The sequence below is a fragment of the Vibrio cholerae genome (assembly GCF_008369605.1).
Taxonomy (GTDB): Bacteria; Pseudomonadota; Gammaproteobacteria; order Enterobacterales; family Vibrionaceae; genus Vibrio; species Vibrio cholerae.
Genome location: NZ_CP043554.1, coordinates 258,969 through 272,375 on the forward strand (window position 1 = coordinate 258,969; position 13,407 = coordinate 272,375).

Consider the following 13,407-nt stretch of genomic DNA (forward strand, 5'->3'; position numbering starts at 1 on the left):
TAGTAACAAATCAGCGGAGTGCGCAACTTGGTCAACCGAGAGCAAATGAAAGCCAAAGTGTTGGTGGTGTATGCGCACCCCGATCCACAACACTCCGTTGCCAATCAGGTGATGATGGAAAAGATTGCCGATTTAGAGCATGTTTCGATTATCGACCTCTACGCCACTTACCCCAATTTCTTTATTGATGTGCATGCTGAGCAGCAGCGCTTGCGGGAACATGATGTGCTGGTTTTGCAACATCCCCTCTATATGTATTCCTGCCCTGCTCTTTTGAAAGAGTGGATTGATCGCGTGTTGAGCAAAGGTTTCGCCTTCGGTAAACAGAGTGAGCTGAAAGGGAAACTTTGGCGCAGTGTGATTACCACTGGCGGCAACCACACCGCCTACGATCAACGTGGTTATAACCGTTATCCGCTGAATGAAATCCTGCAGCCGTTCGAGCTCAGTGCGGCTTTGTGTCAGATGCACTGGATTGAGCCTTTGGTGCTGTATTGGTCACGCAACATCAGTGATCAAGAGCGTGCGCAACATGCAGAGCGTTATCGGCAATGGCTACAAGAGATCGCCCACTGGCAAGGAGAGCCGTATGACGCCACTGACCAGTGATTTTCTCAGTAGCAGTGTCGTCTTTCTGAGCGCTGCGGTGATTGCCGTCCCCCTTGCGCAGCGCGCGGGATTAGGCTCTGTGCTTGGCTATTTGCTGGCGGGGATTGCGATTGGTCCATGGGGACTGGGCTTGATCCGCGATGTGCAAGCCATTATGCATTTTGCTGAGTTTGGCGTCGTGCTACTGCTGTTTCTGATTGGTTTAGAGCTCAACCCGAAAAAACTGTGGAATCTACGCGGCCCCATTTTAGGGCTAGGCGGCGCGCAAGTGGTGGTGACCACTGCGGTGCTTTCCAGTGTCGCGTATTTACTGGGTGTCAGTTGGCAAAGTGCGTTAGTCATCGGTATGGCGCTGGCGCTTTCATCGACCGCGATCGCTCTGCGCGTGATTGAAGAGCACGGCTTAACGCGTACTGAGGCGGGACAATCGGGATTTGCGGTGCTGCTGTTTCAAGATATTGCGGTGATCCCCATGTTGGCACTGCTGCCAATCCTCGCTGGAAACAGCAGTGGCGATTGGCTGAATGCCCTGTGGATGACGGGAGGAATTGCTGCTTTGTTACTGGGCGGACATTTTCTGCTTAACCCGCTGTTTCGATACATCGCATTAAGTGGCGTGCGCGAACTGTTTACTGTCGCGGCTTTGCTCTTGGTGGTTGGCATCGCGTTGCTGATGCAGAAGGTTGGTCTTTCGATGGCGCTAGGTACTTTTTTAGCTGGGGTGATCCTCGCAGAAAGCGAGTTTCGTCATGAGCTAGAAATCGCTATCGATCCTTTTAAAGGCTTATTGCTTGGTCTGTTTTTTATTTCGGTGGGTATGGCAGTGGACGTGGGTTTGTTACTCGTCAAGCCTCTGCAGATTATGCTGGCCGTGTTGGGCTTAGTGATTGTCAAAGGTCTAGTGCTCTATCTGCTGGCACGCCTGTCGGGTACGGTTGCCAAAGCGCGCAGCAAAATGGCGGCGATTTTAAGCCAAGGGGGGGAATTCGCCTTCGTGATTTTTACCGCCGCCAGTGCGGAGGGCTTGCTGACGGCCTCGCAAGTCTCCTTCCTTCTGGTGGTGGTGAGCCTTTCTATGGTGACCACGCCGTTATTACTCTCTGCCCAAAAATACTGGTTTGCCCGCCAGCTCAATATTGAAGAAAACCCACTGACGCCGGATGTCGAAAATAAAGAGCCGCGAGTGATCATTGTCGGTTTTGGCCGCTTTGGTCAGATAGTGGGGCGTCTGCTGTACGCCAACAAAATCAAAGTCACTATTTTGGAAAGTGACGCCAGCCAAGTGCGTTTACTGCGTAAATACGGCTACAAAGTCTTTTATGGGGATGCCACCAATCTGGAACTATTACGCGCCGCGGGGGTTGAGCAAGCAGAGGCCTTGGTGGTTTGTACCGATGACCCTGAGCAAGTGATCACCATAGTGGAGCTGTGTCAGCAGCATTTTCCGAATCTGAAATTGTTGGCGCGAGCACGCAGTCGGGTCGAAGCTTATCAACTGATGAGTCTCGGTGTACAAAATTACACCCGAGAAACCTTCTTGAGCGCACTCGACTTGGGGCGCAAAGCCTTGGTTCAACTTGGCATGCATCCTTATCAAGCGAAACGTGCCGAAGAGCATTTTCATCGTCTCGATAAAACCATGCTCAAAGAATTGCTACCGCAACATAATGAAGATAAACAACTCGAACTGCGCGCCAAAGAAGCGCGTACCGAACTTGAAGAAATATTTAGCCGTGAGATGGACAGTGACCAGCTCTCACGCCGATATTGGGAAAAGGAGTAGTACAATCTCGTGAAACAGAAAAAACGTTTTATCGCTGGCGCAAACTGCCCACAGTGCAAGACCGCCGATACGTTACAATGGTGGGTAGAGAACAGCATTGAGCTGGTTGAGTGCGTCGAATGTGGGTTCCATGAACAGCGTAAACCCAAATCCGTCGAGCAGAGTGAGCATGCGAATGAGCAGATGATCGGGATTTTTAAGCCGGAGTAATTGAGTTTCTGCGTGTGATCTTCATAATATCGGCAACATTCTTCTCTTGGACTGCATTTGGCAGTCAAGAGACAACCTCCCTGGAGCAGTTATGAAAATTGAAAAAAACACGGTAGCAAGTCTTGCTTACCAATTGACTATCGAAGATGGCGTGGTGGTGGATCAGTCTACTGTTGATGCGCCGCTGGATTACCTGCACGGTCACAATAACCTGATTACAGGTCTTGAGCGTGAATTGGAAGGCAAAGTGGCTGGTGATAAATTCACCGTTACTATCGCACCAGAAGATGCATACGGCGAACACAACGAAGATCTGGTACAGCGTGTTCCTGCAGACGTGTTCCAAGGAGTGGATGAGCTGGAAGTCGGTATGCGTTTCCTCGCCGATACAGACCAAGGTCCAATCCCAGTTGAAATCACTGAAGTGGATGGCGATGAAGTCGTAGTTGATGGTAACCACATGCTGGCTGGCCAGTCACTGACTTTCACCGTAGAAGTGGTTGCCGTGCGCGCAGCGACGGAAGATGAGATTGCTCACGGTCATATCCACCAAGCGGGTGGCTGTGGTCATGACCACGATCACGACCATGATCATGAAGGCGGTTGCTGCGGTGGCGAAGGCCACGGTCACGATCACCATGGTCACGGTAAGAAAGAAGGCGGCTGCTGTGGCGGCGGCGGTTGTGGTTCTCACTAATAATGAGCCCATCTCGCTAAGTAGTACGTTATTTTCGTAGTACGACAAATTTGAAAGCGCTAACCGCGATCCGGTTAGCGCTTTTTTATTGCGAACTTTGGCACTATACGCCCATTCTAAACGCCGAAATAAAACGGTTAACCTTATTGGAGAACACAAGTCATGACACAGCCTTTTGCGATTGCCATCCATGGCGGTGCCGGCACGATTTTGCGTGAGCAGATGAGTGATGCATTGCGTATGGACATCCTCGCGACATTAGAGCAAGCCGTGCGAGCCGGGCATCAGCTACTGGTTGAAGGAGCCGATGCCTTAGATGCGGTGGTGGCAGCGGTGACAGTATTGGAAGACTCGCCACTGTTTAATGCCGGCAAAGGCTCAGTACTGACGCACAATGAAATGGTGGAGATGGATGCCTCGGTGATGCATGGCGCAGCCCGAGAGGCTGGCGCGATTGCTGGTGTGCGCCATATTCGCAACCCGATTCAACTCGCGCGCGATGTGCTGCGTCATAGTGATCATGTGTTTTTGATTGGTGATGGTGCGGAGCAATTTGCTTTCCTGCAAGGGCATGTTTATACCGAGCAAGACTATTTTTTCACTGAGCGCCGTTATGAACAGCTGCAAAACATGAAGCAGCAAGATCGCTTTGCACTTTCAGAAGCTTCCTATCAATCCGAGTCTGCTGAACAAGAGCCGCCAAGTGAATATCCCGATGATAAGAAATTTGGCACGGTAGGCGCGGTGGCGCTGGATCAACAGGGCAATTTGGCGGCGGCGACCAGTACGGGTGGGATCACCAATAAGCGTTTTGGTCGCGTGGGCGACTCGCCAATCATCGGCGCTGGAACGCTAGCTGAAAATGGCAATGTCGCCATTTCATGCACCGGAATGGGCGAGTACTTCATCCGTTATGCGGTTGCAGGCGATATTGCAGCACGCATGCGTTATCTCAAAGAAGATGTCCATACCGCCTGTGAAACCGTGGTGCAAGGTGAACTGAAAAGCGTAGGTGGTGAAGGGGGATTAATTGCGATTGATGCGCAGGGTGAACTTCACTTTGCCATGAACAGTTCTGGCATGTATCGCGCGGGGATTGATCGCCATGGTCAATTCAGTGTGAAAATTTACGCTGACGAATAACCTTTTCTTAATAACTGAATGGATTTTCAAAGCCGTTTTATATGAATTTTTCATGCTTAAAAAATGACTGCAAGGATTCAAATTCGGTGCTAGAATCCTTTTTTAACTAGCAATCAGACTTGGAAAGATGGGTAATAACGTTGTCGTTCTTGGCACCCAATGGGGTGACGAAGGTAAAGGTAAAATCGTAGACCTTTTAACTGAAGATGCAAAATACGTGGTTCGCTACCAAGGCGGACACAACGCAGGTCACACACTAGTAATCGACGGTCAAAAAACCGTTCTCCACTTAATTCCATCCGGTATTCTTCGCAATAACGTGAAATGCATCATCGGTAACGGTGTAGTACTTTCACCAGAAGCATTGATCAAAGAAATGTCTGGTCTCGAAGAGCGTGGTGTTCCTGTTCGCGAGCGTCTTTTCATTTCTGAAGCTTGTCCTCTGATCCTGCCATACCACGTTGCTCTTGACCAAGCGCGCGAAGCCGCTCGTGGCAAGAAAGCAATCGGTACTACTGGTCGTGGTATTGGTCCTGCATACGAAGATAAAGTAGCTCGTCGTGGTCTGCGTGTTGGCGACCTATTCGATATGGCTTCTTTTGCTGAGAAACTGCAAGAAGTGATGGCATTCCATAACTTCCAACTTGAGCACTTCTACAAAGTAGAACCAGTAAGCTACGAAGCGGTACTGGAGCAGGCGAAGGGTTATGCAGAACTCCTGACTTCTATGGTTATCGACGTAACCAACGAACTGGATGCAGCGCGTAAGCGTGGCGACAAAATCATGTTCGAAGGCGCGCAAGGTACACTACTGGATATCGATCACGGTACTTACCCATACGTAACGTCTTCAAACACCACTGCTGGTGGTGTTGCTGCGGGCTCTGGTTTTGGTCCTCGTCACCTAGGTTACATCCTTGGTATCGCGAAAGCGTACTGCACTCGTGTTGGTGCTGGTCCGTTCCCAACTGAACTGTTTGACGAAGTGGGCGATCACTTAGGCACTAAAGGCCATGAGTTTGGTGCAACTACAGGTCGTAAGCGTCGTTGTGGTTGGTTTGATGCAGTGGCAATGCGCCGCGCGATCCAAATCAACTCAGTCACCGGCTTCTGCCTGACCAAACTGGACGTTCTAGATGGTCTGAAAGAGATCAAGATCTGTACGGGTTACCAAATGCCTGACGGTTCTATTGCTGAAGTTTCACCTATGGCCGCTGACGCATTTGAAAACGTGACGCCAATTTTCGAAACTATGCCTGGTTGGTCTGAAACGACTTTCGGTGCAAAAACTCTGGCTGAACTGCCACAGACAGCGCTGGATTACATCAAGCGCATCGAAGAGCTGACTGGCGTTCCGGTAGACATCATTTCTACTGGCCCAGACCGCAACGAAACCATCATCAAAGTTCACCCATTCAGCGCGTGATCTTGAGATAAAAAACAGTAAGCCGACTCACCGAGTCGGCTTTTTTTTGCCATACTGTTGGTGGTATTTTGTGCGCCTGTGGCAAAAAGTTGCCGCAAAACGGTAAACGGGGCTAAAGCGATTGCATTCAATGCCGATATAGAAAGCAATCCGGGTCAACGTGCAATGCGGCGCGTGGTGACTGCCGGTGTTTATAAGAGTGCGGGTATGAAGCTACGAACGGTAGCCGCTTCCTTATTGCTTGCATGGCACTCCTCTTACAATCCTGCTTATGCAGCGGATTTAGGAGAGCCAGTGCCTATCTATTCGGAAGCTGAGCTAATCAAACTGATTGAAGAAAATAAGCATCTTGAGCGCGTAAAAGCGGATAATTGCCAGATCGTGGAAGATATTGTCGCACGTGCGACACGTATCAGTCTGCCCTCTTATGAGTTTCTGTATGGCGATATGCTGGCTTGGGGCGTGTGTGTTGATCAGGATGTTGAGCTGGGTCTCTACTATATGGAGAATGCGGCGCATCAAGGTTTGCCTGCTGCTCTGGAGCAGCTTGGGCGCTACTACTCACGCGGCACCTTAGTTCAACAAGACAAAGAACGCGCGATCCCCTATCTGCGTGAAGCGGCGGCAATGGGCAATCTTAATGCGCGTATTCAGCTCGCTGAACTGTTACTGCGTGATTACGGCAGTCCGCTCGATTATGAAGATGCCTACCGCTGGTTATATAACTCGGTCACTGCCGATCAGCGTACTCACAATCGTATCGCTCTGCTGCGTCAAGGTTTAGAGCGTAGGATGCCGGAAAATATCATCGCGCGAGCCAAACGCCGAGAAACGTTCTGGTAAAGCCGCTTTACCAGAACTGGTTCCCTTTAGCGCAAGAATTGCCGCATCTCTTCAAGCGCTTGCATGATCTGCTGAGTCGAAATTTGACGCTCTTTCTCTGGGGCAAGTTCTGAATTGAGAGTCTCGACTCGCCCGGTGGGGTAGCTCACCAACATCTCTTTATCACTCACTAACGCATAGTTAAAGTAACTACCGATAATCGTCCATTCCCGTTGTGGGCTCTCTTGCCAAAGCGGGTAGCCTAACGCAAATTCATTGAGTGGATTTTGTACCCCTAACACTTCTTGCATCAACATAGGCGCAATATCGAGGTGGGTGGTTTTGTGCGTTAATACGCTTCCTTCTTTGTCAGGAATGTAGATGTAAAGTGGCACATGGATCTGCGCCATGCTGTAGTTACTGCCATGTCCCCAATAATTTTGTCGATTGTCATTAAACTCTTCACCATGATCGGATGTGATGATCACTATGGTATTGCGCAGCTCATCGCGGGCTTGCAACTGCTCAAGAACTTTGCCAATCAAACTATCAGCGTAATAGAGGGCATTGCGATAGCGGTTATGGTACGGCTCGGGATCAAAATCGTTGTTGAGTTTGATGTGATCGACTCGCTCCCAATAAGGGGTGAAAGGCGGTGTCATCGAGGTTGGGAAATCAGCCGCATGCGCTGAATCGTAAAACAGAAAACCGAAGTAGGGCTTGCTACGATCCCGTTGCTCTAAAAAGTGCAAAAAATCCTCAGTAATACGTTCATCACGCTGTGGTGAGTTTTCTCCAGGCGTGACTGTACGTAGCTGGGCAATTTTGCTGAATATCGTTCGGTCAAACGGTGGGCTATTTAGTGGTGCCGAGCCGTAAATAGCAAACTGATAGTTCAAATCTGCGAGAGTTTGCATCAGCAGTGGGCGAGTTTGGCTGGTTTGAAACTCCTCCCAATAGGTAGCGGGTAAGCCGTAAAAGAGACTGAATAAGCCAGCTTGGGTTGAATTTCCACCACTTAAGTGATGAGTAAAGCGCGTGGCTTGTTGACCAAAGTGAGCAATGTTGGGCGTCACATCGCGATTGGCATCATCAAAACGCCAAGCATCAATCCCAATCAATAAAATGTTTGGGCGCTCTGCAGGCGGTTCAATGTGCAGAGGTCGCAGCGGATAGTTGAGAGTACTGCTGGTTGGTGCATGAAAATCCACCTGCTGACGGCGGGCGGATTGCGCATCAACAACACCGAGCTGGTCGAAAAAGCGTTTTGCGGTCAACGGATAATAGAGCGGCCAGTGATAGCTGTAGCTTGGGATCTCACTGTCATAAGTGGCATCTTTCCAAGCGTGGATAAACTGGCTACTCAGCAATGAAAGTAACCAAACCGCCGATACCCAGCGAACTCCACGTGAATGTTGAATGCGTTGCGCCAGTTTCATGATGAGCCATTGGGCAAAGCCGACCACGAAGACAATAAAGCCTGCCATCGCAAGGGTATACCACGACACGCTGATCACTTGCTGTCCACCATGCAACAGCAAATCCCACACAAAGCCACTCAGATGGAATCGGTACTGTTGATACACTTCAATATCGACCATCAACAAAATGCTCACGGCCCAAGAGGCTACAAACACAACACCGTGCAGTAGGCGACTCGGGAGCCAAACCAGAGCGAGTGAAACCAGCGTGATGGCAAAGGCAAATAACCCAAACCAGCCAAACTGGGTGGCCGAAAGATAAGCGTACGCTACCCTATTACTGCTGCTGACCTCCATCCATTGCAAATAGGGGAGGCCCAATACAGCTAATAAAACAGCATTCAAAATAAAGTGACTAAAAAGCCACTCTATATTCTTTTTTATCATCAATAACATGTGGAATCCCCGTAGCAAATGGGATTGGTTGGACAGCAAAATTGCTGCAAATAATAACTTAAAAGTTGACCTATGTCACATTACCTAGAATGATGAAAGAGTTCTGTGCGTTGTCATTAGTTGTTCGTAGTGACAAAGCAGTAGGATATAACTAACACCTTCCTAGATAAGCAGGTCTGCCTATGTCTGATACCACACATCTTGATCCTTTCGCTGATCGCGAAGCCGACAATTATGACAATCCAATTCCGAGTCGTGAGTACATTCTCGAATTTTTAACCCAAGCCAATGTTCCCATGAATCGCAACGATCTGTTCGAAGCCCTCAAACTAGAAGGCGAAGAGCAATATGAAGGGTTGCGTCGTCGCCTGCGGGCAATGGAACGAGATGGCCAACTGGTGTTCACGCGCCGTCAATGCTATGCCTTGCCAGAAAAACTGGAAATGGTGAAAGGCTATGTGATTGGCCACAAAGACGGCCACGGCTGGGTTCGTCCAGAAGGAAGCTTAAACAAAGAAGGCGATATTTTATTGCCCCACCACCAGATGCGTACGCTGATCCATGGTGATTTTGTCTTAGTGCAGCCGAGCGGTACTGATAAACGAGGCCGTAAAGAAGGGCGCTTAGTACGCATTCTCGAAGAGCGCAATGGCCAAATTGTCGGGCGTTTCTTCTTTGAATACGGCTATTCGTACGTGGTGCCGGATGACTCACGCATTCACCATGACATTCTGATCCCCAATGATCTCCGTGCTGGCGCTCGCATGGGCAACGTGGTCGTGATTGAAATTACCGACCGTGGCACGCGTAACCGCGGCATGATGGGTAAAGTCGTTGAAGTGTTGGGTGAAAACATGGCCCCGGGTATGGAAACGCAAATTGCGATTCGTACTCACCAAATTCCCCATGAATGGCCCGCAGAAGTTGAGCAGCAAGTAGCGGGATTGACCGAGGAAGTGCCTGAAGAAGCCAAGCAAGGTCGTGTCGATCTACGTGCTTTGCCATTAGTCACGATCGATGGCGAAGATGCTCGAGATTTCGATGATGCTGTCTATTGTGAAGCGAAAAAAGGCGGTGGCTGGCGTTTATGGGTCGCGATTGCCGACGTGAGCTATTACGTACGCCCCGATACCGCGCTGGATAAAGAAGCGATCAACCGCGGAAACTCGGTCTATTTCCCATCGCAAGTTGTCCCAATGTTGCCGGAAGTGCTGTCGAACGGTCTCTGTTCACTCAACCCACAAGTGGATCGCTTGTGCATGGTGTGTGAAATGACCGTATCGGAAACGGGTAAGCTCTCGGGCTACAAGCATTACGAAGCGGTAATGAACTCGCACGCTCGCCTGACTTACACCAAAGTGCATGAAATCCTCGAAGGGGATGAAGAACTGCGCGAGCGTTATAAAGCGCTGGTTCCTCATCTTGAAGAGTTGCACAAAATGTATCAGGTGCTGAAAAGTGCACGCGATGAGCGTGGCGCGATTGAGTTTGAAACCGTTGAAACCAAATTCATCTTCAATGCTCAGCGCAAGATTGAAAGCATTGAGCCTGTTGTACGTAACGATGCACATAAGCTAATTGAAGAGTGTATGATCCTCGCCAACATCGCCTCTGCCTCTTTGGTAGAAAAAGCCAAAGAAGCGGCGTTGTACCGTGTCCATGAGCCACCTGGTGAAGAGCGTCTCACTGGCTTCCGTGATTTCCTCGGTGAGTTAGGGCTTGATCTCTCCGGTGGTCTTGAGCCATCACCCACCGACTACGCCAATTTAATGAAGCAAATTGGTGAACGTCCAGATAAAGAGCTGATCCAAACCATGTTGCTGCGCTCGATGAAGCAAGCGGTGTATAACGCGGATAACGCGGGTCACTTTGGCTTGGCGTTGAAACGTTACGCACACTTTACGTCTCCAATCCGCCGTTATCCGGATTTGCTGCTGCATCGTGCGATCAAGTATCTGATCGCGAAGCAAGAAGGGCGCAACCAAGACCGCTGGACTCCAACTGGTGGCTATCACTACTCCTTCGATGACATGGACTTCTACGGTGAGCAGTGCTCCATGACTGAGCGCCGCGCTGATGATGCGACGCGCGAAGTGTCTGACTGGCTCAAATGCGAGTACATGCAAGATCATGTGGGTGAAGAATTAGAAGGCGTCGTCGCGAACGTCACCAGTTTCGGCTTCTTTGTCCGTCTCACTGAGCTGCACATTGACGGCCTGGTACACATTTCGACTCTGGCTAACGACTACTACCACTATGACCCAATTGGTCAGCGTCTGGTGGGGGAAAGTTTTGGTGCCATCTATCGTCTTGGTGATGCGGTAAAAGTAAAAGTGTTGGCGGTAAACCTTGATGATCGCCAAATTGACTTTGAATTGGTCGAAACTAGTCGTAAGCTACGCGGCCAAGGCAAAACCGCCAAGAAACGTGCTGATGAAGCCCGAGCCAAAGCGCAAGGTAAAAAAGAAGCGGCCACCAAAGGTGCCCGTGGCAAATCACCAACGAAATCAGAGTTGAAACCACAGGTAGAAGCGACGCGCCGTCCAGACAGTGAAGGCCGCAGCAAACCGAAAAAGACCAAAGCGCCGAAAAAACGCAAAGACCAAGCTCGTAAGAAAAGCGGCAAAGTACGAGATAAAACCAAATAGGTAACACATGAGTAATGAATTGATTTATGGCATCCACGCCGTGAACGCGGTACTACAACGCGATCCCGCGCGTTTTGTCGAAGCGTATGTGCTTAAAGGTCGTCAGGACGATCGCCTGCTGCCGGTACTCAACGAATTGATGCGTCTTGGCGTCTCAATTCAAGAGATGAGCCGCAAAGCGCTGGATGACAAAGCGGAAGGCGCCAATCATCAAGGATTGATTGCCCGTGTTAAACCTGCTCGTCAACTCAATGAAAATGACCTTGACGATATCCTCGCTCAGCATGAGCAACCCCTGTTGTTAGTACTGGATGGGGTAACTGATCCGCACAACCTCGGGGCTTGCCTGCGTAATGCCGATGCGGCCGGTGTGGCGGCAGTCATTGTTCCGAAAGACAAATCAGCACCACTGACCGCGACCGTCAGTAAAGTGGCGTGTGGCGCGGCGGAAACGGTACCGCTCGTGCGCGTTACTAACTTGGCGCGTACCATGCGCGCACTGCAAGAAAAAGGTGTCTGGTTTGTAGGGACTGCAGGCGAAGCGACTCACGACATCTATCAAAGCAAACTGACCGGGCCGCTGGCGATTGTAATGGGCGCAGAAGGGGATGGTATGCGTCGTTTAACGCGTGAAACCTGTGATGATTTGATTAAAATCCCGATGGCAGGCAGCGTATCAAGTCTAAACGTGTCTGTAGCTTGTGGTGTCTGTTTATTTGAAGCAGTGCGCCAGCGTATGGCGAATCGGTAAGCTCAATCATTCCATCATAGTAAACGGGCACTTGAGAGTGCCCGTTTTGTTGTCATCCCTAAACCACGGCATTTAGAGGTCGTGATTGTTTGGCGCATGCATAAACACACCAGTGACGTTATCGTTAACAGAGATTTAATTCCGTTTATTTTTCAAACATACCTTGCAACTGAAACTGTGATCGGTATAATGCCCGGCACTGGTTTAGCCAGTTGTGAACCAATGAGCAGTGAGGAGCTGTCCCATCTTATTGATAGGTCAGGTAATGTATACTCAGCTTATGTTCGCAGTTAATAAAAATTTAGCTTTCTACTATCTTGCGATAGTTCAGGTTAATCACCTATTAGCTGACAATGCGTCCTAATCTTGGATGCTACGGTTTCACATAAATCAATCGGCATTCTCTCGTCTTATCGAGTTTGAGTGGCGATATTGTTTGTGTAATTTTTTAATATTGGAGCTCTGTCTCATGCAGAACCAACGTATCCGTATCCGCCTGAAAGCTTTCGATTACAAACTGATCGATGCTTCTACAGCGGAAATCGTTGAAACAGCTAAGCGCACTGGCGCACAGGTTCGTGGTCCAATCCCACTGCCAACTCGTAAAGAGCGTTTCACTGTTCTTATCTCTCCACACGTTAACAAAGATGCTCGTGATCAGTACGAAATCCGTACTCACAAACGTCTAATCGACATCGTTGAACCAACAGACAAAACTGTTGATGCTCTGATGCGTCTAGACCTTGCTGCGGGCGTTGACGTACAAATTAGCCTAGGTTAAGGGAGATTAGAAGAATGATTGGTCTAATCGGTCGTAAAGTGGGCATGACCCGCGTATTTACTGAAGACGGCGTTTCTATCCCAGTAACTGTTGTTGAAGTTGAAGCAAACCGCGTTTCTCAAGTGAAAACTCTTGAAACTGATGGCTACGCTGCAATCCAAGTCACTACTGGTTCTAAGAAAGCTAACCGTGTTACTAAGCCAGAAGCTGGTCACTTCGCGAAAGCGGGTGTAGAAGCTGGTCGCGGTCTTTGGGAATTCCGTTTGGAAAACGGTGAAGAGTTTGCAGTAGGTTCTGAACTGACTGTTGAACTGTTCAACGAAGTAAAAAAAGTAGACGTTACTGGTACATCTAAGGGTAAAGGTTTCCAAGGTGCTGTTAAGCGCTGGAACTTCCGCACTCAAGATATGACTCACGGTAACTCATTGTCTCACCGTGCTCCTGGTTCAATTGGCCAATGTCAAACTCCAGGTCGCGTGTTCAAAGGCAAAAAAATGGCAGGTCACATGGGTGCTGAGCGTGTAACGACTCAAAACCTAGAGATCGTACGTGTTGACGCTGAGCGCAATCTGCTTCTGATTAAAGGTGCAGTCCCAGGCGCAACTGGCGGTAACGTGATCGTCAAACCAGCTGTTAAAGCGTAACGTCTAGGAGTAAGTA

At 49.5% G+C, this 13,407-nt stretch carries 12 protein-coding genes; 11 read left to right on the plus strand and 1 reads right to left on the minus strand.

The features are described 5' to 3' along the window. Positions 1–18: 18 nt before the first annotated feature. From kefG to motX, 7 genes are all read left to right on the plus strand, one after another. The gene (gene kefG / locus F0316_RS01255; RefSeq protein ID WP_001245308.1) at positions 19–609 is read left to right on the plus strand and encodes a glutathione-regulated potassium-efflux system ancillary protein KefG; all 591 of its coding nucleotides are present in this window, start codon (positions 19–21) and stop codon (positions 607–609) included. Further along, positions 590–2,392: a glutathione-regulated potassium-efflux system protein KefB gene (gene kefB, locus F0316_RS01260; RefSeq protein ID WP_000188336.1), complete on the plus strand. Its 1,803-nt coding sequence runs from the start codon at positions 590–592 to the stop codon at positions 2,390–2,392. Before kefG ends, kefB begins: the two co-directional genes overlap by 20 nt. A 9-nt stretch (positions 2,393–2,401) precedes the next feature. Further along, the gene (locus F0316_RS01265) at positions 2,402–2,602 is read left to right on the plus strand and encodes a YheV family putative zinc ribbon protein (protein WP_000810607.1); all 201 of its coding nucleotides are present in this window, start codon (positions 2,402–2,404) and stop codon (positions 2,600–2,602) included. Between the two features lie 91 nt (positions 2,603–2,693). Further along, on the plus strand, positions 2,694–3,299 hold the full coding sequence (slyD, locus tag F0316_RS01270; RefSeq protein ID WP_000687664.1) for a peptidylprolyl isomerase: 606 nt from the start codon (positions 2,694–2,696) through the stop codon (positions 3,297–3,299). Between the two features lie 162 nt (positions 3,300–3,461). Continuing rightward, positions 3,462–4,442 carry an isoaspartyl peptidase/L-asparaginase family protein gene (locus F0316_RS01275; RefSeq protein WP_032474786.1) on the plus strand — a complete coding sequence of 327 codons (981 nt, stop codon included), beginning with the start codon at positions 3,462–3,464 and terminating at the stop codon, positions 4,440–4,442. Positions 4,443–4,569: 127 nt separating this feature from the next. Next, positions 4,570–5,868, plus strand: coding sequence for an adenylosuccinate synthase (locus F0316_RS01280; RefSeq protein WP_000527934.1), 1,299 nt, complete (start codon positions 4,570–4,572; stop codon positions 5,866–5,868). Between the two features lie 207 nt (positions 5,869–6,075). Next, positions 6,076–6,711 (plus strand): flagellar protein MotX, encoded by a 636-nt coding sequence (motX, locus tag F0316_RS01290; protein ID WP_001883957.1) that lies wholly within the window; start codon positions 6,076–6,078, stop codon positions 6,709–6,711. A gap of 26 nt (positions 6,712–6,737) precedes the next feature. On the opposite strand, the gene F0316_RS01295 is transcribed toward motX, so the two are convergent. Next, a complete protein-coding gene (locus F0316_RS01295) occupies positions 6,738–8,567 on the minus strand; it encodes a DUF3413 domain-containing protein (RefSeq protein ID WP_000925712.1) in 1,830 nt (609 codons plus the stop codon). Positions 8,568–8,749: 182 nt separating this feature from the next. Here F0316_RS01295 and rnr point away from each other — a divergent pair, with 182 nt between their 5' ends. The 4 genes from rnr (at position 8,750) to rplC (ending at position 13,391) form a co-directional block, all read left to right on the plus strand. Beyond that, positions 8,750–11,215: a ribonuclease R gene (gene rnr / locus F0316_RS01300; protein ID WP_001285864.1), complete on the plus strand. Its 2,466-nt coding sequence runs from the start codon at positions 8,750–8,752 to the stop codon at positions 11,213–11,215. Positions 11,216–11,222: 7 nt separating this feature from the next. Further along, a complete protein-coding gene (gene rlmB / locus F0316_RS01305; protein ID WP_000064142.1) occupies positions 11,223–11,966 on the plus strand; it encodes a 23S rRNA (guanosine(2251)-2'-O)-methyltransferase RlmB in 744 nt (247 codons plus the stop codon). A gap of 469 nt (positions 11,967–12,435) precedes the next feature. Continuing rightward, entirely contained in the window at positions 12,436–12,747 is a 312-nt protein-coding gene (rpsJ, locus tag F0316_RS01310; protein WP_001181007.1) for a 30S ribosomal protein S10, read from the plus strand. 14 nt (positions 12,748–12,761) lie between these two features. Beyond that, entirely contained in the window at positions 12,762–13,391 is a 630-nt protein-coding gene (rplC, locus tag F0316_RS01315) for a 50S ribosomal protein L3 (RefSeq protein ID WP_000579663.1), read from the plus strand. Positions 13,392–13,407: the final 16 nt, after the last annotated feature.

Excerpts from the sequence above, each read along its gene's own strand:
- kefB (WP_000188336.1), top strand. The coding sequence starts at position 590 with ATGACGCCACTGACCAGTGATTTTCTCAGTAGCAGTGTCGTCTTTCTG.
- slyD (WP_000687664.1), top strand. The coding sequence starts at position 2,694 with ATGAAAATTGAAAAAAACACGGTAGCAAGTCTTGCTTACCAATTGACT.
- F0316_RS01275 (WP_032474786.1), top strand. The coding sequence starts at position 3,462 with ATGACACAGCCTTTTGCGATTGCCATCCATGGCGGTGCCGGCACGATT.
- F0316_RS01280 (WP_000527934.1), top strand. The coding sequence starts at position 4,570 with ATGGGTAATAACGTTGTCGTTCTTGGCACCCAATGGGGTGACGAAGGT.
- motX (WP_001883957.1), top strand. The coding sequence starts at position 6,076 with ATGAAGCTACGAACGGTAGCCGCTTCCTTATTGCTTGCATGGCACTCC.
- F0316_RS01295 (WP_000925712.1), bottom strand. The coding sequence starts at position 8,567 with ATGTTATTGATGATAAAAAAGAATATAGAGTGGCTTTTTAGTCACTTT.
- rnr (WP_001285864.1), top strand. The coding sequence starts at position 8,750 with ATGTCTGATACCACACATCTTGATCCTTTCGCTGATCGCGAAGCCGAC.
- rlmB (WP_000064142.1), top strand. The coding sequence starts at position 11,223 with ATGAGTAATGAATTGATTTATGGCATCCACGCCGTGAACGCGGTACTA.
- rpsJ (WP_001181007.1), top strand. The coding sequence starts at position 12,436 with ATGCAGAACCAACGTATCCGTATCCGCCTGAAAGCTTTCGATTACAAA.
- rplC (WP_000579663.1), top strand. The coding sequence starts at position 12,762 with ATGATTGGTCTAATCGGTCGTAAAGTGGGCATGACCCGCGTATTTACT.